Source organism: Variovorax multivorans (assembly GCF_051216835.1).
Taxonomy (GTDB): domain Bacteria; phylum Pseudomonadota; class Gammaproteobacteria; order Burkholderiales; family Burkholderiaceae_C; genus Variovorax.
Genome location: NZ_JBPJZL010000008.1, coordinates 67,545 through 92,107 on the forward strand (window position 1 = coordinate 67,545; position 24,563 = coordinate 92,107).

The 24,563-nt window shown below is 67.8% G+C and carries 21 protein-coding genes; 15 read left to right on the plus strand and 6 right to left on the minus strand.

The features are described from left to right. The first annotated feature begins 4 nt into the window (after nt 1–4). The 12 genes from cheA to ACSFCA_RS22015 all read left to right on the plus strand — a co-directional run bounded on the left by cheA (nt 5) and on the right by ACSFCA_RS22015 (nt 14,541). Nucleotides 5–2,071, plus strand: coding sequence for a chemotaxis protein CheA (gene cheA / locus ACSFCA_RS21960; RefSeq protein ID WP_258353402.1), 2,067 nt, complete (start codon nt 5–7; stop codon nt 2,069–2,071). Nucleotides 2,072–2,100: 29 nt separating this feature from the next. Next, complete coding sequence (locus ACSFCA_RS21965) at nt 2,101–3,420, plus strand: EAL and HDOD domain-containing protein (protein WP_435461175.1); 1,320 nt, start codon at nt 2,101–2,103, stop codon at nt 3,418–3,420. Nucleotides 3,421–3,514: 94 nt separating this feature from the next. Then, complete coding sequence (locus ACSFCA_RS21970) at nt 3,515–4,354, plus strand: CheR family methyltransferase (RefSeq protein ID WP_375338439.1); 840 nt, start codon at nt 3,515–3,517, stop codon at nt 4,352–4,354. After that, the gene (cheD, locus tag ACSFCA_RS21975) at nt 4,351–4,989 is read left to right on the plus strand and encodes a chemoreceptor glutamine deamidase CheD (protein WP_375338440.1); all 639 of its coding nucleotides are present in this window, start codon (nt 4,351–4,353) and stop codon (nt 4,987–4,989) included. Before ACSFCA_RS21970 ends, cheD begins: the two co-directional genes overlap by 4 nt. Then, on the plus strand, nt 4,986–6,071 hold the full coding sequence (locus ACSFCA_RS21980; RefSeq protein WP_435461176.1) for a protein-glutamate methylesterase/protein-glutamine glutaminase: 1,086 nt from the start codon (nt 4,986–4,988) through the stop codon (nt 6,069–6,071). Before cheD ends, ACSFCA_RS21980 begins: the two co-directional genes overlap by 4 nt. 31 nt (nt 6,072–6,102) lie before the next feature. Next, nucleotides 6,103–6,498, plus strand: a complete 396-nt coding sequence (cheY, locus tag ACSFCA_RS21985) for a chemotaxis response regulator CheY (RefSeq protein ID WP_172839779.1) — start codon at nt 6,103–6,105, stop codon at nt 6,496–6,498. Nucleotide 6,499: 1 nt separating this feature from the next. Continuing rightward, nucleotides 6,500–7,141 carry a protein phosphatase CheZ gene (gene cheZ, locus ACSFCA_RS21990; RefSeq protein ID WP_258353406.1) on the plus strand — a complete coding sequence of 214 codons (642 nt, stop codon included), beginning with the start codon at nt 6,500–6,502 and terminating at the stop codon, nt 7,139–7,141. 143 nt (nt 7,142–7,284) lie between these two features. Next, complete coding sequence (gene flhB / locus ACSFCA_RS21995) at nt 7,285–8,427, plus strand: flagellar biosynthesis protein FlhB (protein WP_435461177.1); 1,143 nt, start codon at nt 7,285–7,287, stop codon at nt 8,425–8,427. Beyond that, nucleotides 8,424–10,523: a flagellar biosynthesis protein FlhA gene (gene flhA / locus ACSFCA_RS22000; protein WP_093058577.1), complete on the plus strand. Its 2,100-nt coding sequence runs from the start codon at nt 8,424–8,426 to the stop codon at nt 10,521–10,523. The genes flhB and flhA overlap by 4 nt, the downstream gene beginning before the upstream one ends. Next, on the plus strand, nt 10,520–12,955 hold the full coding sequence (gene flhF / locus ACSFCA_RS22005) for a flagellar biosynthesis GTPase FlhF (RefSeq protein ID WP_435461178.1): 2,436 nt from the start codon (nt 10,520–10,522) through the stop codon (nt 12,953–12,955). The genes flhA and flhF overlap by 4 nt, the downstream gene beginning before the upstream one ends. A 10-nt stretch (nt 12,956–12,965) precedes the next feature. Then, nucleotides 12,966–13,772, plus strand: a complete 807-nt coding sequence (locus ACSFCA_RS22010) for a MinD/ParA family ATP-binding protein (protein ID WP_435461179.1) — start codon at nt 12,966–12,968, stop codon at nt 13,770–13,772. A 34-nt stretch (nt 13,773–13,806) separates the two neighbouring features. After that, the gene (locus tag ACSFCA_RS22015) at nt 13,807–14,541 is read left to right on the plus strand and encodes an RNA polymerase sigma factor FliA (protein WP_435461180.1); all 735 of its coding nucleotides are present in this window, start codon (nt 13,807–13,809) and stop codon (nt 14,539–14,541) included. A gap of 30 nt (nt 14,542–14,571) precedes the next feature. Here the strand turns inward: ACSFCA_RS22015 and ACSFCA_RS22020 are convergent, their stop codons facing one another. Beyond that, the gene (locus tag ACSFCA_RS22020; protein ID WP_435461181.1) at nt 14,572–15,228 is read right to left on the minus strand and encodes a hypothetical protein; all 657 of its coding nucleotides are present in this window, start codon (nt 15,226–15,228) and stop codon (nt 14,572–14,574) included. Nucleotides 15,229–15,493: 265 nt separating this feature from the next. Here ACSFCA_RS22020 and ACSFCA_RS22025 point away from each other — a divergent pair, with 265 nt between their 5' ends. After that, nucleotides 15,494–17,515, plus strand: coding sequence for a glycoside hydrolase family 15 protein (locus tag ACSFCA_RS22025; RefSeq protein ID WP_435461182.1), 2,022 nt, complete (start codon nt 15,494–15,496; stop codon nt 17,513–17,515). Here ACSFCA_RS22025 and ACSFCA_RS22030 read toward each other — a convergent pair. The 4 genes from ACSFCA_RS22030 to ACSFCA_RS22045 are packed head-to-tail and all read right to left on the minus strand — an operon-like array spanning nt 17,402 to nt 20,025. After that, a complete protein-coding gene (locus tag ACSFCA_RS22030; RefSeq protein ID WP_435461183.1) occupies nt 17,402–17,740 on the minus strand; it encodes a putative antibiotic biosynthesis monooxygenase in 339 nt (112 codons plus the stop codon). The two genes, ACSFCA_RS22025 and ACSFCA_RS22030, sit on opposite strands and share 114 nt — an antisense overlap. A 47-nt stretch (nt 17,741–17,787) precedes the next feature. Further along, nucleotides 17,788–18,687: an NAD(P)-dependent oxidoreductase gene (locus tag ACSFCA_RS22035; protein WP_435461184.1), complete on the minus strand. Its 900-nt coding sequence runs from the start codon at nt 18,685–18,687 to the stop codon at nt 17,788–17,790. After that, nucleotides 18,684–19,241, minus strand: coding sequence for a gluconokinase (locus ACSFCA_RS22040; RefSeq protein WP_435461185.1), 558 nt, complete (start codon nt 19,239–19,241; stop codon nt 18,684–18,686). Before ACSFCA_RS22040 ends, ACSFCA_RS22035 begins: the two co-directional genes overlap by 4 nt. Nucleotides 19,242–19,245: 4 nt before the next feature. Continuing rightward, on the minus strand, nt 19,246–20,025 hold the full coding sequence (locus ACSFCA_RS22045) for an SDR family oxidoreductase (protein ID WP_435461363.1): 780 nt from the start codon (nt 20,023–20,025) through the stop codon (nt 19,246–19,248). A gap of 133 nt (nt 20,026–20,158) precedes the next feature. Here ACSFCA_RS22045 and ACSFCA_RS22050 point away from each other — a divergent pair, with 133 nt between their 5' ends. Further along, nucleotides 20,159–21,112: a 2-hydroxyacid dehydrogenase gene (locus ACSFCA_RS22050; protein WP_435461186.1), complete on the plus strand. Its 954-nt coding sequence runs from the start codon at nt 20,159–20,161 to the stop codon at nt 21,110–21,112. Nucleotides 21,113–21,131: 19 nt separating this feature from the next. Beyond that, the gene (locus ACSFCA_RS22055) at nt 21,132–22,205 is read left to right on the plus strand and encodes an L-idonate 5-dehydrogenase (protein WP_093058588.1); all 1,074 of its coding nucleotides are present in this window, start codon (nt 21,132–21,134) and stop codon (nt 22,203–22,205) included. A gap of 26 nt (nt 22,206–22,231) precedes the next feature. Here the strand turns inward: ACSFCA_RS22055 and ACSFCA_RS22060 are convergent, their stop codons facing one another. Then, nucleotides 22,232–24,559 (minus strand): sensor histidine kinase, encoded by a 2,328-nt coding sequence (locus ACSFCA_RS22060; protein ID WP_435461187.1) that lies wholly within the window; start codon nt 24,557–24,559, stop codon nt 22,232–22,234. Nucleotides 24,560–24,563: the final 4 nt, after the last annotated feature.

Here is a 24,563-nt window from a genome sequence, read left to right on the forward strand (position 1 = left end):
AGAGATGGACCTCAGTCAATTCACCCAAGCCTTTTTTGTCGAAGCCGTCGAGCTGCTCGCGGAGATGGAGCAGCTGCTGCTGGAGCTCGACGTCGAGGCACCCGACAGCGAACAGCTCAACGCCATCTTCCGCGCGGCGCACTCGATCAAGGGCGGCGCCGCGACTTTCGGATTCGTCGCCCTGACCAACACCACGCACGTCCTCGAGTCGCTTCTGGACCGCGCCCGCCATGGGCAGCTGCGCTTGAACGGCCGAATGATCGATGCATTCCTGGAAACGAAGGACGCCTTGCAAGAACAACTCACTGCCTACCAGGCCGGCAAGGAGCCGGACCCGGACATGGTCGCGCACATCTGTGGCGTGCTTCAGCAACTCGCGCTCGAAAGCGGCGACGACAGCGCGGTGGCGCACGTGCCCGCACCGGCGCCTGCTCCCGCCCCTGCGCCGGTGGCCGCGCCCGCGGCGCCGGTCGCATCGTCCGCATCTGGCGGCAGCGGTGCGCTGCGGATCCGCTTTGCGCGCCTGTCCGACAGCGAATGCGATCTGCTCGCGGGCGAGCTGGCCAACCTCGGCAAGGTGCTGTCGCGCACGCGCAGCAACGACCAGCTGACCGTGCTGCTGGAAACCACTTGTGCGCCCGACGACATCGTCGCGGTCTGCTGCTTCGTCATCGACGAGTCGCAGATCGACATCACGCACGAAGCCGCTGCTGCCGCCCCCGAGGCTGTGGCCGTGGTCGAAGCCCCGGCACCCGTGGCCGCGCCAGTGCCCGAGCCGGCTGTAGTCGCCGAGGCATCGAAGCCGCAGGCAGCGGCATCGGTCGCCGCACCCGCCGCCAAGGAATCCAGCTCCATCCGCGTCGATGTAGAGAAGGTCGATCAGCTCATCAACCTCGTGGGCGAACTCGTCATCACGCAGTCGATGCTCACGCAGGCCGCGACCATGCTCGACCCGGTGGCCTACGAGCGCTTCCTGAGCGGCCTCGGCCACCTGGAGCGCAATGCGCGCGACCTGCAGGAATCGGTCATGTCCATCCGCATGATGCCGATGGACTACGTGTTCAGCCGCTTCCCGCGCGTGATCCGCGACGTCAGCGCCAAGCTCGGCAAGCAGGTTCGACTGGACACCTACGGCAAGGAAACCGAGCTCGACAAGGGCCTCATCGAACGCATCGTCGACCCGCTCACGCACCTGGTGCGCAACAGCCTAGACCACGGCATCGAGACGCCAGAAGTGCGCCTGGCCAAGGGCAAGGACGCCACCGGCCAGCTGCTGCTGTCGGCGCAGCACCACGGCGGCAACATCGTGATCGAGGTGAGCGACGACGGTGCCGGCCTCAACCGCGAGCGCATCCTCGCCAAGGCCTTGCAGCAGGGCATGCCGGTCAGCGAGTCGATGCCCGACGAAGAGGTGTGGCAGCTCATCTTCGCGCCCGGCTTCTCCACCGCCGAGCAGGTCACCGACATCTCGGGCCGTGGCGTGGGCATGGACGTGGTCAAGCGCAATATCCAGGAGATGGGCGGCCACGTGGAGATCCACTCGCGCGGCGGGCAGGGCACCACCACGCGCATCGTTCTGCCGCTCACGCTGGCCATCCTCAACGGCATGTCGGTGAAGGTGGGCAGCGAGGCCTACATCCTGCCGCTGAGCTACGTCATCGAGTCGCTGCAGCCGCTGCCGGAGCACCTGCATTCCATTACCGCCGACGGCCACGTGATCCGCGTGCGCGGCGAATACCTGCCGCTGATCGAGCTGCACCGCGTGTTCGACGTGTCGGGCGCGCAGACGCATCCCACGCAGGGCATCCTGGTGATCGTGCAGGCCGACGACAGCCGCTTCGCGCTGCTGGTGGACGAGCTGCTCGGCCAGCACCAGGTGGTGGTGAAGAACCTGGAGACCAACTACCGCAAGGTGCCCGGCATTTCCGCCGCGACCATCCTCGGCGACGGCAGCGTGGCTTTCATCATCGACGTGGGCGCCATGCCGCGCATCCAGCGAGCGCAGGCCGCGAGCGCGGTCGCGCTGGCGGGCGCCGCCCGGAGGACTGCCTCCGATGCCATCGCGCTCTGATCGCACTGATACCCCACGGAGACAGCTGAATGCGGTTTGATTTCTTCCGGCGGTCCTCCGGCGACACAGGGGCCAATCCCGATCCCGGCGCCGGCACCGACGGGTTGGCACAGCCCGACGCGGGGCCCGACGGCCACGTGGCCTACGCCATGCTGCTCGATGCGCAGCGGCGCGTCATGGGCTATCGCATGGCCTGGCGCGCGGCGGGCGGAGAGGGCTCCGGCGTGTCCGGAGCTGCCGGCGTCAAGGCGCTGATGGACACGCTCGCCATGCACCTGAACCCCACGCCCGCGGGCTGGTTGCTGGGGCCGCAGCTGGTGTTCGTCGACGTGACGGTCGATGCGCTGTTCCAGAGCGAGCTGCAATCGCTGCCGCCACAGCACATGGTGCTGTGCATGGGCGTGGACGAACTGATGGACGCGGACATGCGTTCCATCCTGCTGTTCCTGCGTGAGCAGGGCTTCGGCTTCATGCTGTGCGGCGCCACCGCGCTGCCCGAAGACCCGGAGCTGCGCGCCATCGTCACCCACTTCGAGGTGGATGCGCGCGATGCCGACACCGTGGCACGGCTGCGCCGGGACGCGGAGCTGGGCCATCCGGCGGTCGAGCCGATCGCCTCGCGCGTGGAGAACTGGGACGAATTCGACGCATGCACCGGGCGCCGCGTGAACGTGTTCATCGAAGGCGCGTTCCGCAACCCGCCGGTGCGCGAGACCGAAGATGCGCTGCAGCCCGAGGCGTTGCTGATCGTGCAGCTGATGCAGATGCTCCAGCGCAACGAGGACGTGCGCGCCATCGAGGCCGCGCTCAAGCACGACGCCGCGCTCACCTACCGGCTGCTGCGCTACATCAACTCGCCATCGGTCGGCATGGCGGTGGAAATCCATTCGCTGCGCCATGCGGTGGCCATGCTCGGCTACTCGCCGCTGTATCGCTGGCTGTCGCTGCTGCTGGCCACCAGCAACAAGGGCGGCTCGCCCTTCATGATGAAGAAGGCGATCCTGCGCGGACGCTTCGTCGAGCTGATGGGGCAGGGCATGCTGCCGGCCAGCGAGGCCGACAACCTGTTCGTGGCCGGCATGTTCTCGCTGCTCGACCAGCTGCTGGGTGTGTCGATGGAAGGCGTGCTGCGCAAGGTGCAGCTCACCGAGTCGGTGCAGCAGGCCATTCTTTCGCGCGGCGGCCTGTACGGCCCCTTCGTGGCGCTGGCCGAAAGCTGCGAGCGTGACGACGCAGAGGCTTCGCGCCTGTCGGAGGCGCTGTTCCTGAGCGCGGACCAGGTCAATGCGGCGCAGCTGTCCGCGCTGGTGTGGGCGCAGGACGCGAGCCCGGCCGCGACCGGCCCCTGAACGCGCGCGAGGCCGGAAGTGCAGGGCATTTGTTCGTTTGATCGGTCCATTGGAAACGGCGGACGCTATGTACATTGAAAGCCAAGCTTCCAGGATGGCCGTGACTACCGAGTTCCTTTTTACCGACAGCGACTTCTCCCGGATACGCACCCTCATCCACCGCCGCGCCGGCATCGCCCTGGGCGAGCAGAAGCGGCAGATGGTGTACAGCCGGCTCTCGCGCCGGCTGAGGGAGCTCCAGGTGCCCGACTTCGCCACGTATCTCGACTGGCTCGAAGGGCGGCAGGACGGCGAGGAGTGGCAGTTGTTCATCAACTCGCTCACCACCAACCTGACCTCGTTCTTCCGCGAGGCCCATCACTTTCCCACGCTGGCCGAGCACGCGCGCAAGGCGAAGCAGCCCGTCACCGTGTGGTGCGCGGCGGCCTCGACGGGCGAGGAGCCCTATTCGATTGCCATCACGCTGATGGAGGCGCTGGGCGACAAGGCGGGCTCGGCGCGCGTGATCGCCACCGACATCGACACCTCGGTGCTGGCCAAGGCCGCCACCGGCGTGTTCACCGCCGAGCAAGTGCGCAGGCTAGCGCCCGATCGGCTGCGGCGCTTCTTCAACAAGGGCACCGGGGCGAACGCGGGCAAGGCACGCATTCGCCCTGAGGTGGCGGCGCTGGTGAAGTTCTCGCGGCTCAACCTGCTCGACAGCGCGTGGGCGGTGAAGGAGCCGGTGGACGCGATCTTCTGCCGCAACGTGATGATCTATTTCGACAAGCCCACGCAGAAGAAGGTGCTCGACCGCTTCGCGCCGCTGCTCAAGCCGAACGGCCTGCTGTTCGCGGGGCACTCGGAGAACGCGTCGCTCGTCAACCAGGCCTTCCGGCCGCTGGGCCAGACCGTGTACGAGCTGGCGCGCGCGCGTGCCACGGGCGTTCCATGATGGCCTCGAACCCTGCCGCACCGGACTCGGTGGCCAGCCACCACTACTTCGACCGCGACGTCGGCCTCATGGCCGTGAAGCTGCTGCCCTCCGAGTACTACGTGACTTCGAGCAACACCGTGCTGAGCACAGTGCTCGGCTCGTGCGTGGCCGCATGCCTGCACGACAGGGAAGCCGGCGTGGCCGGCATGAACCATTTCATGCTGCCCGACGACGGCGAAGCAGCCAGCACCGGCACCCGCGACGCATCCGAGTCGATGCGCTATGGCGCCTACGCCATGGACACCCTGATCCGCGAACTGGTGCGCGCGGGCGCGCGCCGCGACCGGCTGCGCGCCAAGGTGTTCGGCGGCGGCGCCGTGCTGGCCAACATGACCACGCTCAACATCGGCGACCGCAACGCCGACTTCGTGCTGCGCTACCTGCGCAACGAACGCATCGAAGTCGCCGCGCAAGACCTGCGCGGGCCGCATGCGCGCCGCGTGTGCTTCGTGCCGGCGACCGGCAAGGCCATCGTGCGCAAGCTGCGCGCGCAGACAGAAGTGACGCAGGTGCAGAACGAAGAGGGCGAGTTGCTGCGCAGGCTGTCCGGCCTTCGCGCGGCGCCGGCTGCCGCAACCAAGGGAAATCCGTGAGCAATAAAAAAATCAAGGTGCTGTGCGTCGACGATTCGGCACTGATTCGCAGCGTGATGACGGAGATCATCAACAGCCAGAGCGACATGACCGTGGTGGGCACCGCGGCCGATCCGCTGGTGGCGCGCGACCTCATCAAGGTCACGAACCCCGACGTGCTCACGCTCGATGTGGAAATGCCGCGCATGGACGGGCTGGAGTTTCTCGAAAAGCTCATGCGGCTGCGGCCCATGCCCGTGGTCATGGTGTCGTCGCTGACCGAGCGCGGCTCGGAGATCGCGCTGCGCGCGCTCGAGCTGGGCGCCATCGACTTCGTGACCAAGCCACGCCTGGGCGTGCGCGACGGCCTGCTCAACTACACCGAACTGATCGCCGGCAAGATCCGCACGGCCGCGAGCGCGCGGCTGCAGCCCAGCCGGCATGCCGCGGCCCCGCGCCCCGGCGGCGACGCGCCGCACGAATCGCTGTTGCGCAGCCCGCTACTGAGCACCGAGAAGCTCATCATCATCGGCGCCTCCACCGGCGGCACCGAGGCCATTCGCGAAGTGCTGCAGCCGCTGCCGCCCGATTCGCCCGCGGTGATGATCGCGCAGCATATGCCGGCCGGCTTCACCCGCTCGTTCGCGCAGCGGCTCGACGGCCTGTGCCGCATCAACGTGAAAGAGGCCGAGCATGGCGAGCGCGTGCTGCCCGGCTATGCCTACATCGCGCCAGGCGGCTTTCACCTGTCGCTCGCGCGAAGCGGTGCCAACTACGTGGCCCACCTCGACCAGGAGCCGCCGGTGAACCGCCACCGGCCGTCGATCGACGTGCTGTTCGATTCGGCGGCCAAGCACGCGGGCAAGAACGCCATCGGAATCATCCTGACCGGCATGGGAAGGGACGGCGCCGAAGGCCTGCTGCGAATGAAGCGCGCGGGCGCGCACACGCTGGCGCAGGACGAGGCCAGCTGCGTTGTCTTCGGCATGCCGCGCGAAGCCATCGCGCTGGGCGCGGTGGACGACGTGTCCCCATTGAGCGAAGTGAGCCGCCGGGTGATGGCGCACCTTCGCACGTTCGGCGAACGTGCGAACCGAGTTTGAAAAACGACCTGTTGGAGTTGGAAATATCGTGATCGACAAGAGCATCAAAATCCTGGTTGTGGACGACTTCCCGACCATGCGCCGCATCGTGCGCAACCTGCTGAAGGAGCTGGAGTTCCTCAACGTCGACGAAGCGGAAGACGGCGCGGCCGGCATCGAGAAGCTGCGCGGCGGCAACTTCGGTTTCGTGGTGTCCGACTGGAACATGCCGAACATGGACGGCCTGACCATGCTGCAGACCATTCGCGCCGACCCCGAGCTGAAGAAGCTGCCGGTGCTGATGGTCACGGCAGAGGCGAAGAAAGAAAACATCGTGGCGGCCGCGCAAGCTGGCGCCAACGGCTATGTGGTCAAGCCCTTCACCGCTGCCACGCTCGAAGAGAAGATCACCAAGATCTTCGAGAAGCTCGCCAAGGAAGCGGCCTGACATGAGCCAGAACGCTGCCGGGACCGCGGACCCCACCAACACCGCCGAAGAACTGCTGGGCCGCATCGGCCAGCTCACGCGCCAGCTGCGCGAGGGCCTGCGCGAGCTGGGCCTCGACAAGCAGGTGGCCAAGGCCGCGCAAGCCATTCCGGATGCGCGCGACCGCCTGAGCTACGTGGCTGCCACCACCGAGCGTGCCGCGCACCGCGCGCTCAACGCCATCGACGTTGCACAGCCGCTGCAGGAAGCACTGGCCAGCGATGCCAAGGGCCTCAGCAAGCGATGGGACCTGTGGTTCGAGAACCCCATCGAGCTCGACCATGCGCGCGAACTCGTGCTCGACACGCGCAGCTACCTCAACGAGGTGCCGGAGCGTGCCGGCGCGATCAACTCGCAGCTGATGGAAATCCTGATGGCGCAAGACTTCCAGGACCTGACCGGCCAGGTCATCAAGAAGATGATGGAAGTGGTCAACGACGTGGAGACGCAACTGCTGCAAGTGCTGATCGACAACTCCGCGCCCGAGAAGCGCCAGGAGGCCGCGCACAGCCTGCAGAACGGCCCGCAGGTCAAGCCCGGCAACCCCGATGCGGTGACCGACCAGGCACAGGTCGACGACCTGCTGGAGAGCCTCGGCTTCTGAGCCTGGGGCCGGGCTCCAGGCCCTGCCTATTGTCCGAATAGCAGGGCGATAAGGGCCCTTATCGGCAGATTGTTCCGGACGACCGAATTCAATAATTTGGTCATGAGCAAGGCGTCCTTCGCCACTGCTGGTTCGGAGCATGAATGTCTGAGGAAAGCGATCTCGAAAAAACGGAACCCGCCTCCGAGCGACGCCTGGAGAAGGCGCGCGAGGAAGGCAACGTAGCCCGTTCGCGCGAGCTCACCACCTTCGTCATGCTGGGCACCGCATGCGCGGGGCTGTGGTTCGCAGGGGAGTCGCTGGGCACGAGCATGAGCGGCGCACTGCACCGCGGCCTGCAGTTCGACCGCGCCAGCGCCTTCGATCCTTCGCACATGCTGGCCCAGACCGGGCTGATGGCGATGCACACGCTCACGGCCATCGGCCCGCTGTTCGCGATGATGATCGTCGCCGCCGTGGTCGCGCCGCTGATGCTCGGCGGCTGGCTGTTCTCCACCAAATCGGTGGGGCCGAACTTCAGCAAGCTCAATCCGCTGGCCGGCATCGGCCGCATGTTTTCCGCGCAGTCGCTGGCCGAGCTGGTCAAGGCGCTTGCCAAGTCCGCGCTGATCGGCGGCGTGGCGTGGTGGGTCGTGTCGCGCGATATCGGTGCGCTGATGGACCTGATGGCGCAGCCCGCGCATTACGCGCTGCCGCACGCAATGGTGCTGGTGGCCAAGCATTGCGCGCTGATCGCGGCCACGCTGTTTCTCGTGGCGCTGATCGACGTGCCCTTCCAGCTCTGGAGCTACTACCGCAAGCTGCGCATGTCGCGCGAAGACCTGCGCCAGGAGCACAAGGAAAGCGAAGGCGATCCGCACATCAAGGCCGCGATTCGCCGCCAGCAACAGCAGATGGCGCGCCGCCGGATGATGGCCGAGGTGCCCAAGGCAGACATCGTGCTGACCAATCCCACGCACTTCGCGGTGGCGCTGAAGTACACCGACAGCGGCATGCGCGCGCCGCGCGTGGTGGCCAAGGGCACCGAGCTGGTGGCCGCACGCATCCGCGAGATGGCGCTGGAGCACAAGGTCGCGATTCTCGAAGCGCCGCCGCTCGCGCGCGCTCTCTACAAGCACACGAAGCTGGGCGATGAGATTCCGGCGGGCCTGTACACCGCGGTGGCCGAGGTGCTGGCCTGGGTGTACCAGCTCAGGCGCTGGAAGACCGAGGGCGGCGACGCCCCGCGCACGCCGACCGACCTGCCGGTTCCCGCAGACCTTCAATACACAGTGGAAGCCGCATGAACGCGATGACAAACCTGATGCGTCTGCCGACGCGTCTGTTCTCCGGCTCGCAGTTCAAGGGGCTGGCCGGGCCGATTCTCATCATCCTCATCCTGAGCATGATGGTGCTGCCGCTGCCGCCCTTCCTGCTCGACCTGCTGTTCACCTTCAACATCGCCATGTCGGTGATGGTGCTGCTGGTGAGCATGTACACGATGAAGGCGCTGGACTTCGCGGCCTTCCCCGCCGTGCTGCTGTTCTCGACGCTGCTGCGCCTGTCGCTCAACGTGGCGTCCACGCGCGTGGTGCTGATGCACGGCCACACCGGGCCCGACGCAGCTGGCAAGGTGATCGAGGCCTTCGGGCACTTTCTGGTCGGCGGCAACTTCGCGGTGGGCGTGATGGTCTTCATCATCCTCGTGCTCATCAACTTCATGGTGATCACCAAGGGCGCGGGGCGCATTGCCGAGGTGGGTGCGCGCTTCATGCTCGACGCGATGCCGGGCAAGCAGATGGCCATCGACGCCGACCTCAACGCCGGCCTGATCGGCGAGGACGTTGCCCGCAAGCGCCGCACCGAGGTTGCGCAAGAGGCCGACTTCTACGGCTCGATGGACGGCGCCAGCAAGTTCGTTCGCGGCGACGCGATCGCGGGCCTTCTCATCATGGTGATCAACATCATCGGCGGGCTGGTGGTCGGCATGCTGCAGCACGGGCTCGACTTTTCCACCGCCGGCAAGACCTACACGCTGCTGGCCATCGGCGACGGCCTGGTGGCGCAGATTCCGGCGCTCGTTATCTCCACTGCCGCCGGCGTGATCGTGTCGCGCGTGACCACCGACGAAGACGTGGGCAGCCAGCTCACGGGCCAGCTCTTTTCGAACCCGCAGGTGCTGTTTCTCACGGCGGGCATCGTCGGCCTGCTGGGCATGATCCCGGGCATGCCGAACCTGGCCTTCCTGCTGATCGCGGGCGGCCTGGTGTGGCTGGGCCGCCGGCTGGTGATGCGCAAGCCGCAGGAGGCCGCGCAGAAGGCCGCCGCCGCCGCGCAGGCCGCGAACCCCGCGCCCTCGGCCGAGATGGAAGAAGCGACGTGGGACGACGTTGCAATGGTCGACCCGCTGGGCATGCAGGTCGGCTACCGGCTCATTCCGCTGGTAGACCAGTCGCAGCAGGGCGAGCTGCTGGGCCGCATCAAGAGCATCCGCAAGAAGATTGCGCAGGAGATCGGCTTCCTGGTGCCGGTGGTGCACATCCGCGACAACCTGGAGATCAAGCCCAACACCTACGTCATCAGCCTGAAGGACGTGGAGATCGGTCGCGGCGAGGCCTTCCCGAACCAATGGATGGCCATCAACCCGGGGCAGGTGACGGGCACGCTGCCCGGCACGCCCACGCGCGACCCGGCCTTTGGCCTGGCGGCGGTGTGGATCGACGCCAGCCTGCGGCAACAGGCGCAGGTGCAGGGCTACACGGTGGTCGATGCCTGCACGGTGATGGCCACGCACCTGAACCACCTGATACAGACGCATGCTGCCGAACTGCTGGGCCGCCAGGAAGTGCAGCAGCTGCTCGACCAGATCGCCAAGACCGCACCCAAGCTCACGGAAGACCTGGTGCCCAAGGTGCTGTCGCTGAGCACGCTGCACAAGGTGCTGCAGAACCTGCTCGACGAAGAGGTGCCCATCCGCGACATGCGCACCATCCTCGACGTGATGGCCGAGCACGCGCCGACCATCAAGGACCCGACCGAACTGACCACGCTCACGCGCCTGGCGCTGGGCCGCGCCATCACACAGCAGCTGTTCCCGGGCGACACCGAAATGCAGGTGATCGGCCTCGACGGCTCGCTCGACGGCGTGCTGCAGCAGGCCTTGACCAACAGCAGCGGCATCGAGCCGGGCATTGCCGACAACCTGCTGCGGCAGGCGCAGGCCGCGATCCTGCGCCAGGAGCAGATGGGCCTGGCGCCGGTGCTCGTGGTGCAGCACGCACTGCGCGTGCTGCTGTCCAGATTCCTGCGGCGCAGCCTGCCGCAGCTGAAGGTTCTTTCGCATGCGGAGATTCCTGACTCCCGCACCATCAAGATCACCACCGCCATCGGAGGACGAGGTTGAATTCCAAGCAGACCGACGTGCGCACCACCGCGCGCAAATTCGTCGCGGCCACCAGCCGCGAAGTCCTGAGGATGGTGAGGGAGGCGCTGGGCGCCGACGCCATCGTGCTGACGCATCGGCAGATGGCCGAGGGAGTGGAAATCGTCGCCATGGTCGAGGGCGAAGTGCAGGGGGTTTTGAAAGACACCGCACCTGCGCCTGCACCTGTGCCCGCGAAGTCCGTGGCAATCGCAGCGCCTGCCGCACCGGTTGCGCCTGCGATGCCGGCCCCGGTACCCGCACCCGCCGACAGCGTGCTCACCGAACTGCACTCCATGCGCGGAATGATCGAAGAGCAGCTCGCCAGCGTCGTGTGGAACGACAAGCAGCGCCGTGACCCGGTGCGCGGCCGCCTGCTGCGCACGCTGCTCGGCGCCGGCTTCAGCGCGGGCCTGTCGAAGGCCATGCTGGAGAAGATGCCCACCGGCCAGACATACGCCGAAGGCATGGCCTATGTGCGTTCGGAGCTGATCCGCGCCGTGCCCGTTCATGAAGATGAAGACGCGCTGTTCGCGCAAGGCGGCGTGTATGCCCTGATGGGCCCGACCGGCGTCGGCAAGACCACCACCACCGCCAAGCTGGCCGCACGCTGCGTGATGCGCTTCGGTGCAGACAAGCTCGCGCTGGTGACCACAGACAGCTACCGCATCGGTGCCTACGAGCAGCTGCGCATCTACGGCCAGATTCTCAACGTGCCGGTGTACGCCGTGAAGGATGCGGCCGACCTGCACCTGGTGCTGCAGGACCTGCGCGACAAGCACATGGTGCTGATCGACACCGTCGGCATGAGCCAGCGCGACCGCGCCGTGTCGGAACAGATCGCGATGCTCGGCCAGAGCCAGCGGCCCGTGAAGCGGCTGCTGCTGCTCAACGCCACCAGCCACGGCGACACGCTCAACGAGGTGGTGCACGCCTACCGCCACGGCAACGAGCTCACCGGCTGCATCTTCACCAAGGTCGACGAGGCCACGCATCCGGGCGCGCTGATCGACACCGTGATCCGTCATCGCCTGCCGGTGCACTACATCTCCAGCGGTCAGAAGGTGCCTGAGAACCTGATGCAGGCCGACCGCGCGCAGCTGGTGGACAGCGTCTTCCAGCCGCGCCAGCACAGCCCGCTGTTTGTGCCCGCGGAAAGCGATCTGCACGAAGAGCCGGCAGGCGCAGGCCCCTCGGTGCAGGTGGTGCAGGCGCAGGGCGAGACCGACCGCCTGCGGCTGAAGTACCAGAACCTGATTCGCGCCATGGCGCACGACGCGCAAGAACTCGCCACCACCGCGAGCGCGCTGGCCGGCGCGCAGATCGGCTTCGAGCGTTCGCGCGCACTGTGGCGCCAGGCCGGCGACGAAGGCTCCGGCCAGAAGGCCGTGCTGCACGACCTGATGGTGCATGCGCGCAGCGAAGTGGCGGCTGGCTGCGAGACCCATGTGCTCGCGCTGTGCGGGCAGGTCGGGCTGCGCTCGAACGAAGGCGGCGATGCTTATGAATGCCATGGCAGCCTGCTGCTGTCGGACCGCACGGGCCTGCCGCTGGCCGCGCCGAACCAGTGGCTGTCGACCGCCGCCACCCGCGGCATGAAAGACGCCGCGCGCAAGCCCGGTGCACGCCAGGTGCCGTGGCTGCGCCTGCAAGACTTAGGTCACAAGCCGCTGGTGCATCTGTTGACGAGATTGCCCGGCATCGAGGCCATGGTGCAGTGGCAGGCCGCGGGCCAGCGCTGGCTGGCGCGCGCGCCGGGCTCCACCGCGGTGATCGACGTGCGCACCGGCGCACCCGACACGCTCGCGCGCATGGACTTCGAATTCGGCGGGGGGCGGCCCGTGCGCTTTCGCGGCAAGGCCGCGCTGCGCAGCGAGGCGCATGCCGATGTGGTGCTGCGCTTCAACGCGGCCGCCATGGCGGCGGGCATCGGGCGCGATGCGATGCCCGCGCTGCGCTGCGTCGCCACGCGGGTGGTCGATGCGCGCACCGGCAACGTGCTGGCGCAGGGCCATGCATTGACCAACATCGGCGCGGACGTTTCCACGCAGCAGCTCGCGCAATGGCTGGGCTGGGCCAGCGACGCCGAGCCCTGCTTCCGACTGCTGCGCGACGGTGTGCAGATGGTCGGCGGCATCGGCGAGCTGGGCGATCCGGACATCATGAAGCGGCTGCTGATCGCCGGCCAGATGACCACCACCGTTTGGCGCCTGCTGCAGGCCGAGGGCGAGTGGGCCGACCGCGCGCGCGCGCTGCTGGGCCAGCTCACGGGGCGCCCGGCGCGCAACGGACGGGCCATGAGCGGCAGTGCGCTGTATGCGGGCGTGGGCAAGCTCTTTCTGCTGCTGGAGGCGCTGGGCACCGAGTCGACCGCTCCCACGCAGGCGCCGCGTGCGCTGGAGAAGCTGGGTTGAGGGAGCAGGAATGAACAAGCTGGTTGCCGATCAGGCCGACGGACTGCGGCGCATGCTCGCACCGACGCATGCGCGCGTGGTGGCCGTCGCCGGCCTGGGGCAGGGCGCGGGGAGTACCACGGCCGCGATGAATCTCGGTGTGGCACTGACCCTGCAGGGGCGCAACGTGCTGCTGCTGGACGAGCACTGCCCGACTGTGGGTTCGGCCTGCGAGGTGTGGGACATCGATCCGCTGGGGAACCTGGCCGATGTAGCAAGCCAGCGCCTGACGCTGGATGGTGCAGAGGTCAGGGCAGCCTGCGGCGTGCACGTGCTACCCGCGCCGCACGGCGCGGTGAATGGTGCGGATGGCGAAATCGACCCGCGCAAGTTCTGGCACGACGGCGTCGTCATCGTCGATGCGGCTTTCGACGCCGAAGGCCGGCTGTCGGCGCTCGCGCAGGGCGCGGACGACCTGCTGCTGGTGCTGCAGCCGCACCCCGCGTCGATCACCGCGGCCTATGCGGGCATCAAGCGGCTGCACCATGCGCACGGCCTCAAGCAGATGCGCTTCCTGGTCAACGGCGCGGCCGACGCGGTGGCTGCGCGCCAGATCATGAGCAACCTCGCGCATGCCGCCAGCCGCTATCTCGCGCTGTTGCTGCAGCCCGCGGGCTGGGTGCGCTTCGACCCGCTCGTTGCCGATGCGTGGCGCCTGAAGAAGACCATCGTCGAGGCCTTTCCCGCGAGCCATGCCGCTGTCGACTTCCGGCGCATTGCCGGCGAGATGGACCGCTGGCCGTGGCGCACGGCCGAGCCGCTGCAGGCCGTGGCCTGAGCCCGCCGACCCGGACAACCCAAGAAGGACGGCCGTGTACACCGCACAGGGAACCATCGAAAAATCACATCTGCTGGCACAGCACCAGCCGCTGGTGCGCCGCATCGCGCTGCAGATGATGGCCAAGCTGCCGGCCAGCGTGGAGCTGGACGACCTGATCCAGGCCGGCATGCTGGGCCTGCTGGACGCCTCCAGCCGCTACCAGGACAACCGCGGCGCGCAGTTCGAGACCTTCGTCAGCCAGCGCATCCGCGGCGCCATGCTCGACGAGCTGCGCGCCAGCGACTGGGGCTCGCGCGGCCTGCGCCAGTCGGCGCGCGGCGTCGAGAAGGCGATCCAGGCGCTGGGCCACAAGCTCGGGCGCTCTCCCTCCGAAGGGGAGATCGCCAAGGAGCTGAAGATGGACCTGGAGGCGTATCAGTCGTTGCTGCAGGAGATCCAGGGCTGCCAGCTGGTGTATGTCGAAGACTTCTCCAAGGACGACCCGGACAGCCCGTTTCTCGACAGCCATTCGCAGGACGCGCGCAAGGACCGGCGCGGCAGCGACGATCCGCTGGAGCAGCTGCTGGAAAGCGGCTTCCGGCATCAGCTGGTGGACGCCATCGGTGCGCTGCCGGAGCGCGACCAGCTGCTGCTGAACCTCTACTACGAGGAAGAGCTGAACCTGCGCGAGATCGGCGCGATCCTGGAGGTGAGCCAGTCGCGGGTGTGCCAGCTGCACAGCCAGGCGATCAGCAGGCTGCGGGCGAAGCTGAAGGACGTGCTCTAGCGGGCTCCGGGGCCGGGGCCGCCGCCTGAATCAGAAAGTCGCATCGAGCACCTGCGAGGGGATGAGGCCGTTGAGCGTCACATTGTTCGTGAGTGGATCGAACAGTTGCGGTTGCAGAACGTACTTCCAGGCGCCGTTCCTGTAGTACAGGAAGTTGAAGGCGTTCGGCAGCGGAATATGCTGGTTGGCGTGGCCGTAGTCGTCGAAGCCGATGTACGAGATCACTTCCTGCCCTTGCGCCTGGATCATCTGATTGATGTTGGCTTGCCCGGGGTGCTGGTGGTGATACACCCTGATCAGATGCGCACCGAGCGGCGAGTTCGTCACCATCAGGGCGCAGCCATTCATGGCGGCGGTGAAGACGAACCTGTGCTGCGGGTTGTGTCGAGGTACGTCGACGAATCCGGGCATCACGTTGCCCTGGATGAAAGGACACCAATACGCCGAGATCGGCTGATCCTGATGGAGGACATTTCCCACCGGCCTCAAGGTGACCTGGAGGGCTTGCGCGGTGCCCTGCAGATCGAACGAGCCCATCTTGGCCGTGTTGAGTACCAGGACCTGCATGGCGAAAGCGGGATTCTGCTGCGCCTGCGCGTTCTGCATGAACCACGAAACGCCGTTGATCGCGCGAAGCTGCGCGTACGCAACGGGATCGGCTCGGAAGAGTTGGTTGTGTCCGTTCACGTGTGATGTCTATTTGCGTTGGAATGGGAGGGGCAAAGTAGAGCGCTGCACCATGGGGCCCAAGCGGCGACCTGTGCCGTTTCATCTTCACGAGCCTCTTGTCATTTCGTGCGCGGCTGATGGTAGGAGCGCGACGGTGCGAAGGCCATCCCCAGGAACAAGTAGATGGGTGCCTCATTTGTCATGCGCCATTAGGCGTTGTCCGTCAGCAATCCGCGCCCGCCGCTGGCGTGCCACGCCCGCGCGCACGGCAAAGCTCGGCCTCTTGCCAAAGACTCCCAAGCAACCCTCCTCACGGCTCCACGCCGACCGCCCGAACCGCCCCATTGGCGACTACGCGCTCATCGGCTCGACCCACAGCGCGGCCCTGGTGCATTGCGGTGGTGATATCGAGTGGCTGTGCCTGCCGCGCTTCGATTCAGCCGCGATGTTCGCCAGCCTGCTCGGCGACGAGCGCAACGGGCATTGGACGATGCGTGCCAAAGACCGCAAGGCGCGCGTCACGCGTCGCTACCTGCCCGGCACCGTGGTGCTCGAGACCACGATTCGCACGGCCAAGGGGACGGCCATCGTCACCGACTTCATGCCCCGACCCGCGCTCGACGGCACGCACGAGGTCGTGCGCATCGTGCAGGGCGTGCGCGGCACGGTCGCCATGCACACCGAGTTCCGTATCCGCTTCAATTACGGCGAGTGGTGCCCCTGGATGGAGCGGCGCGACGGCGCGGTGTTTGCCACGGCCGGGCCGGACTCGGTGCGCATCAGTTCTGGCGTGCCGCTGACCAACGAGAACTTCGCGAGCTTTGCCGACTTCACCGTGTCCGCGGGGCAGGCCATCGCGTTCAGCCTCGACTGGTTTCCCTCGCACCTGAAGCCGCCGGTGACGCGCGACGCCAGTGCGCTGCTGGCGCGCACCGTCGCCGAATGGAGCGCGTGGACCGGCCGTTGCGGCTACGACGGCGAGTTTCGCGAGCCGGTGATGCGCTCGCTGCTCACGCTCAAGGCGCTCACCTACGAGCCCACCGGCGGCATCGTCGCCGCGCCGAGCACCTCGCTGCCCGAACTGCCGGGCGGCGAGCGCAACTGGGACTACCGCTTCTGCTGGCTGCGCGATGCGGCGCTCACGCTCTACGCGCTGATCGGTTCGGGCTATGTAGAAGAAGCCAGCGCCTGGCGCTGGTGGCTGATGCGCGCGGTGGGGGGCTCGCCCGAAGAGCTGCAGGTGATGTACGGCCTGCACGGCGAACGCTCGCTCACTGAACTCGAACTCGGCTGGCTGCCGGGCTACGAAGACAGCCGCCCGGTGCGCATCGGCAACGGTGCGCACGGGCAGCGGCAGCTCGATGTGTACGGCTCGGTCATCGCGGCCTTTCATGCGGCGCGCAAGGCGGGGCTCGCGGACATGGAAAAGGTGTGGCCGCTGGAGCGCGCCATCGCGAAGCACCTGATGGTGCTGTGGAAGGAGCCCGACTGCAGCCTGTGGGAAGTGCGCGGCGAGCCGCGCCACTTCGTGCATTCCAAGATCATGTGCTGGCTGGCCTTCGACCGGATGATCGCGAGCGCCACGGAGTACGGGCTCGAAGGCCCCGTCGAGCGCTGGCGCGAGGTGCGCGACGAGATCCACGCCGAGGTCTGCGCCTGCGGCTACGACGCCGCGAGCAATTCATTCGTGCAGTACTACGGCGCCGACACGGTGGATGCGGCGCTGCTGTGGATGCCGCTGATCGGCTTTCTGCCGATCCATGACGCGCGGGTGCAGGGCACCATCGCGCGCATCGAGAAGGAGCTGATCTTCAACGGGCTGGTGTACCGCTATCGCACAGAGAAAGGCGTGGACGGCCTCGAAGGCGGGGAGGGCGCGTTTCTCGCGTGCAGCTTCTGGCTGTCGAACGTGTACGTGGCCATGGGCAAGCTGCGCAAGGCGCGAGCCCTGTTCAAGCGCCTGCTGGCACTGGGCAACGACCTGGGCCTGTTCGCGGAGGAATACGACCCGGTGGCGCAGCGGCAGCTCGGCAATTTTCCGCAGGCGTTTTCGCACATCGGGCTGATCAACAGCGCGCATGCGCTGGTGTCGGCGGCCGGTGGGAGCTGGCGGACCTCGATGGCAAGGCGCTGTCGAAGAAGACGGCGCCGAAGAGAGCGGCGCCGAAGAGGACGGCAAGAAAGACGCCGCTCAGGCGGTCGGCAGCGCGAACTCCTCGGCGCTGAACACCGTGTGGAAGACCGTGCCGTCGAACATCTCGAACAGCTTCTTCGAGACCTCGCGGCTTTCATGGCGAACGGGTGAGTCGAGTGCGCGGGCGATGTCCTCGCGACTCGCATAGCGGATCGACAGCACCATCGCCAGTTCGGGGTCGCTCACATCGCTTTCGAGCTGGCGCAGCACGCGCACTTCGAGCGCACCGGGGAAGCGGGTCCACAGCGGCACGAGTTTTTCGTGCATGTGGCGGTCGAAGGCTTCTTCCATGCCGGCCTTGACCCGGCCCCTGAAAAACGCGCAGCGGATGAACATGGTGTCTCTTCTTTCCTGGGTGAAAGCCGTGTGTGGCGGGAGGCGCTTCAGCCGCGCCCGTAGCCGTCGAACTGCCGCATCATGGCCGCCGTGTCTTCGGCGCCGAGCCCGGCCGCGACGAGGGCTCGGTGCAGCTCCGAGACGGCGCCCGCCAGCGGCATCGGCAGGCGCTGGCCTTGCGAGAAGGCCTGCACCGCTTCGAGGTCCTTGAGCATGTTGTCGATGCGGCCGGTGGGCGTGTAGTCGCGCGCGGCCATCTTGGGGCCGAACTCGCGCAGGATCTGGCTGTCGGCGCGGCCGCCGGCCAGTGCGGCGGACAGCTTCGATGCATCGACGCCACCGGCTTCGGCCAGCCGCACCGCCTCGGCCACGGCCTGGAAGCCGATGGCGCAGAGCAACTGGTTGACGAGCTTGGTGGTCTGGCCCGCGCCGCTGTCGCCCATGTGGGTGTAGTTGGCGCACAGGCTGTCCATCACGGCGCGTGCGCGCTGCACGTCGTCGGCGCTGCCGCCTGCCATCACTGTGAGTTGCCCGAGCAGGGCCTTGGGCGCGCCGCCGGACAGCGGCGCATCGACGAAGCCCATGCCCGTGCGCTCGCGCAGCGACTGTGCGAGCCGGCGCGTGGAAGGCGGGTCGATGGACGACATGTCGATCAGCAGCCGCTTCGCATCGGCAGGTGCGGCGGCGGCAATGCCGGCCTCGCCGAAGATTGCGCGCTCCACCACCGCCGCAGAGTTGAGGCTGGTGATGACGAAGTCGCTGGCCGCCGCTGCCGCTTGCGCGGTGTCGGCCGCTTGTGCGCCTTGCGCTACCAGCGCGGCCACCTTGGCCGCATCGAGGTCGAACACGTTCACCCGGTGGCCGCATTCGAGCAGCCGGCGCGCGATGGCCGAGCCCATGATGCCCACGCCGATCACGGCCGCGCGCTGGCTGGATGCTGCTGTCATGCAGAGACTTTCATGGAAGCATCCTTCGAGCGTTGAACGAGCCGTGCGCCGATGTCGGCCACGATCTGTTGCACGGGCACGGCGATGTCGGCGTGCAGCACGCCGGGTTCGCTCGCGTCGGGCCTCTCCAGCGTCTTCAGCTGGCTGTCGAGCAGCGCCGGCGGCATGTAGTGCCCGGTGCGTTGTTCCATTCGCTGCCGCACGAGCGCGGGCGACCCGTCGAGAAACACGAACTGCAGCTCGGGTGACGCGCCGCGCAGCCGGTCGCGGTAGGCGCGCCGCAGGGCGGAGCAGGCCACCACCACGCCACGCGGCGCGGCCGTGCAGTCGGCAAGGCTTGCACCGACGCGGTCGAGCCAGGGCCAGCGGTCTTCATCGGAGAGCGGCAGGCCGGCGCGCATGCGCGCCACGGCCTCGGGCACGTGCAGGTCATCGGCGTCGACCCACGGCAGGCCGAACAACTGCGCGAGCCCGGCGGCCACACTGCTCTTGCCGGTGCCCGACACGCCCATTACCACCACGCTCAGGCGCTGCGGCTGCTCTGGATGCTGCACGGTGCTACAGGCTCGAGGTGATGCCGCCATCCACATACAGGATGTGGCCGTTGACGAAGCTCGACGCATCCGAGGCCAGGAAGATGGCCGCGCCGCCGAGCTCTTCCACGTCGCCCCAGCGGCCGGCGGGCGTGCGGCCCGAGAGCCACGCCGTGAAGGCTTCATCGGCCACCAGCGCCTGAGTGAGTTCGGTCTTGAAGTAGCCCGGCCCGAGGCCGTTGACCTGGATGCCGTACTTGCCCAGGTCGATCGCCATGCCCTTGGTGAGCATCTTCACCGCGCCCTTGGTGGCGGCGTAGGGTGCGATGCCCGGGCGGCCCAGCTCGCTTTGCACCGAGCACACGTTGATGATCTTGCCGCGCTTGCGTTCGATCATGCGTTGCGCGACGAAGCGGCCGACCAGGAAAACGCTGTCGATGTTGGTGGTGGTGATCTTGTGCCACGCGTCGATCGGGAATTCGGCGAACGCGCCGCGGTGCTGCATGCCGGCGTTGTTCACAAGGATGTCGATGGCGCCGATGTCGGCCTCGATGGCGGCCACGCCGGCTTCCACCGCTGCGGCGTCGGTCACGTCGAAGGCCATGGCCTCGGCCGCGATGCCCTTGGCGCGCAGGGCGTCGCGGGCGGCGGTGAGCGATGCGGCATCGCGTGCATTGAGCACCACGCGCGCGCCGGCGTTGCCGAGCGCAGCCGCCAGCGCAAAGCCGATGCCTTTGCTGGAGCCGGTGACGAGGGCAGTGCGCCCGGAAAGATCGAAGAGTTTCAAAGGAGGCTCCGAGTACATGACTGACGGCATAAGTTACCGGTATCTTTTGAGATCGTCAACCGGTAAAACCTCCGCTGGCATTATTTTCTTTCATCAATTAAAGTTACCGGTATCTTATTGAATCGCAACCGCTATCCGAGGAGACACCCGCTTGACCGCTACCGCTACATCCCCGCACGTGCTGATGCCAGGCACCTACCCGGAATGGGACATGGCGCCGATGCGGGCGGCCTACACGCTGCATCGCCTCTGGGAGGCGCCGGACCGGCAGGCCTTCATTGCCGAGCACGCGCCGAACATCCGCGCGGTCGCAACGCGCGGCGAGCTGGGTGCCAACGCCGAACTGATCGCCGCGCTGCCTGCGCTGGAGCTGATCACCTGCTACGGCGTGGGCACCGACGGCATCGACCTTGCCGCCTGCCGCGCGCGCGGCATCCGCGTGACCAACACACCCGACGTGCTCAACGGCGACGTGGCCGACCTCGCCGTGGGGCTCACGCTGGCGGTGCAGCGGCGCATTCCGGCGGGCGACCAGTTCGTGCGCAGCGGCGCGTGGGCCAATGGCGGCATGCCGCTGACCACCCGCGTCTTCGGCCAGCGCATCGGCATCGCGGGCTTCGGCCGCATCGGCAGCACCATCGCGCGGCGGCTCTCGGGCTTCGACGTGGAGCTGGGTTACTTCAGCCGCACGCCGAAGGCCGACAGCCCGCACCGCCACTTCGCCAGCCTGAGCGCCATGGCCGACTGGTGCGACGTGCTCATCGTCATCCTGCCCGGCGGCGAGGCCACCCGCGGCATCGTCAATGCCGAGGTGCTGCAGGCGCTGGGCCCCAAGGGCTGGCTCGTGAACGTGTCGCGCGGCACCACCGTCGACGAAGGCGCGCTGCTGCAGGCGCTGGAGGCGCGCGGCATTGCCGGCGCGGCGCTCGACGTGTTCCTCAACGAGCCGCGCATCGACCCGCGCTTTGCCGCGCTCGACAACGTGGTGCTGCATCCGCATCATGGCAGCGGCACCGAACAGACGCGCCGCGCCATGGGCGAGCTGGTGCGCCGCAACCTCGAGGCCCACTTCGCGGGCCAGCCCCTCATCACTCCAGTGGCCTGATTGCCCGAAGGAAAGAATCATGCGTTTGCGTTGTATGTGCCTCGTGATCCACGCCCCCGACGACCTGCGTCTGGACGAACAGGACGCTGGCGAGATCGGCCCCGGCCAGGTGCTGGTGAAGGTCGGCATGGGCGGCATCTGCGGCTCCGACCTGCATTACTTTCACAACGGCGGCTTCGGCACCGTGCGCATCAAGGAGCCGATGGTGCTGGGCCATGAAGTGGCCGGCACCGTGGTGGCGGTGGCGCCCGGCGTGGAGAGCGTGCGCATCGGCGACAAGGTGGCCATCAACCCGAGCCGCCCCTGCGGCGCCTGCAAGTTCTGCCTCGAAGGCCTGCCCAACCAGTGCCTCGACATGCGCTTCTACGGCAGCGCGATGCGCACGCCGCACGTGCAGGGCGCGTTCCGCAACATGCTGCTGTGCGAGGCCACCCAGTGCGTGAAGGTGGCCGAGCATGTGCCGCTGCGCCTGGCCGCACTGGCCGAGCCGTTCTCGGTGGGGCTGCACGGCGTGTCGCGCGCCGGTCCGCTGCTGGGCAAGCGCGTGCTGGTGTCGGGCTGCGGGCCCATCGGCGTGCTGGCCATCGCGGCGGCACGCGCGCATGGCGCGGCCGAGATCACCGCCACCGACGTGGTCGACGAGCCGCTGGCCATTGCGCGTGCCATGGGCGCCGACAACGTCATCAACGTCGCGCAGGACAAGACCTGGGTGTCGCGCTACTCGGCCGACAAGGGCACTTTCGACGTGATGCTCGAATGCTCCGGCAACGAGCGCGCGCTGCGCGACGGACTGGAGGTGATGCGCCCGCGCGGTGTGGTCGTGCAGCTAGGCCTGGGCGGCGACGTGAGCATTCCGCAGAACATGGTGGTGGCGAAAGAGCTCAGCATCTGCGGCTCGTTCCGCTTCCATGCGGAGTTCGCGCTCGCGGTGCGGCTCATCAACGAAGGGCGCGTGGACCTGTCGCCCGTGGTGACGCACACCTTCCCGATGCTGCAGGCGCGGCAGGCCTTCGAACTGGCGAGCGACAGGCAGAAGGCGATGAAGGTGCTGATCGACTTTGCGGATGTGGGCGCGGAGGCTGTTGCGGCCTGACGGGTTTTCCGCAGACGCTCGCAGCGTTATTGGCTCGCGTTAGGCGTTGCGCGCGCCAGCAGGCGGATGTGTTCGAAGTCCAGCATGTCCAGCGCATGCCGCACCGCGTCGACCAGCGCCCCGTGGCGCGCGTCGGCCGCGAGCCGGTCGGCCCATTCGTGCAGGTCGCTCCAACGGCCGTCGCGCGCGAGCATTTCGAGTTCGTCGCGCACCGGTGCGGGAAGCGGTGCGATCGCGGGCACCGGTGGACGTCTCGCCCTGTGGCCCGGTACGGGCACGGGCGGTGCATGGCGCGGCTGCTGCGGCTGCTGCGACTTGGTGGCCAGGGGCAGCAACTCTTTCGGCGCGTCCTTCACGATCACCGAGAAGTGCACACGCGTTCCCAGGTTGCGGTGGCTCTCCAGCAGCAGGCGCCCGCCCATGTGCTGCACGATGCGCCGCGCGATCGCCAGCCCGAGTCCGTGGCCGTTGGCGCTGGGCGCGCCCTGCGCGATGGCCTGGACGATGCGCGCCTGCTCTTCCTTGTCGATGCCGATGCCGCTGTCCCACACGTCGAACCTGAGCCGCCACGAGTCCGCGCGCGGCCGCGCCTGCACGCGCAGGCCGATCTTGCCGTCGCGCGTGAACTTCGCGGCGTTCGACAGCAGGTTCAGCAGCAACTGCTGGAAGCGCTTGCTGTCGAGATACACCGCGACCGGCAGCGCGCCCAGCACCTCCAGCTCGAACCGGTTGTGCTGCCGCTGCGCGAGCGTGTCTGCGTACTGCGCGACGTCGTCGATCAGCGCGCGCAGGTGCACCGGCCGGGGCTCGAAGGCGAAGGGCAGCAGCTCGCTCTTCGCGTAGTCGAGCAGGTCGTCGATCAGCGCGAGCTGGTAGGCCACGCTGCGCTCGATGGCCTGCAGCCGCTCGGGCGGCGGCGAGCTGTCGCCATGCAGCAGGCGCGCGTTGCCGATGATGGTCGACAGCGGTGCGCGCAGGTCGTGGCTGATGTAGGCCAGCAACTGTGTCTGCTCGCGTGCCTGGTGTTCGGCCTGCTCCAGCGCCGCGTTCAGCGCGTGCGTCTTGCGCTTCACTTCTTCCTGCAGCCGTTGCTGTTCCTCGGCCTGCCAGTGCACCAGCGTGCGCTGCGCGACGCGCTGCTGCCGCGACAGGTGGTGCGCCCATGCCGCCAGCGCCACCAGGCCGACCAGCATGCCCGGGAAGCCCAGCGCATAGGCGTCGAAGCCGGGAATCACGTGCGCCGGCATCGCGAGTTCGGTGAGCCGCAGGCACACGCCGACGGTGACGATGCTCATCACCGGGAAGGCCAGCCGCCCGCCCGGTCCCGCGCGCCGCATGTAGATGAAGGTGGCAACTGTCAACGCGAGAACCACCACCGGCGCGCTCAGCGTGCCGGCCAGCGCGAAGGGCGCGTACGGCCCCAGCAGCGTGCCCAGCACCACGACGCATTGCCCTGCCGCGAGCACCACGAACAACGACAGTCCGGGCGCGCGCACCGGGCTGCGCCGCGACACCGCGTACAGGTAGAACATCAGCGAGAGCACGCAGCAGCCCGCGGTGACGCCGGCCGCGCGGTAGCTCCATTCGATGCTGTCGGGCCACAGCGCGAGCCGTGCGTGGCCGCGGTAGGCGCCCTCGTAGAGCGCCACGAGCGCGAAGCCCAGGCTCTGCAGCGCCGTTGCCAGGTCGCGCGAAATGAACCACAGCGCCAGCGAATACACGGAGAGCACCAGCAGCCCGCCGATCAGCAGGCCGTCGAGCAGTGCATGGCCGCTTTCTGCTTCGCGCCAGGCGTCGGCCGAGTACAGCGCCGGCGCGAGCTTGACGCTGCTGTTCGTCTGAACCCGCACCAGCACGCGGGCCTGTTCGCCGGGCTGCAGGTCGAGGGCCAGCGTCGGCACGCGCTCGCGGTCCCGTCCGGTGCGTGACCGCACCGACACGCCGGCCCGTTCATGTGTCCACGTGGCCCAGCCTGCCAGCTCGCGGCGTGCGTGGAAATCAACGTGCTGCAGCCACGTGGCATCGAGCACCAGCCGAAGCGGCTGTATCGCACCTGTCTCATTCACCAGCGTGAGCCGCAGCCAGAAGGCCGAACGCGAAAAGCCCGGCCGCATGCGCGCCGCGTTGCCGGGCTGGAAGCCGCCGGGCACGCCGCTTTCCAGTGCATCGACTTCGTCGAGCGACAGCCGCGTGCTGGTGTCTTCGAACACCTCGACGCGCGTGTCGAGCGCCACCGGCCAGCGGGTCGCGTCGTCGACGTGCAGCATGCCAGCCTGCGCCGCGGACGACCCCGCCAGCCAGAAGGCGCAGCACAGCAGCAACGTGCGGATGCCGCGCAGGGCCGGGGTGGTCACCGCC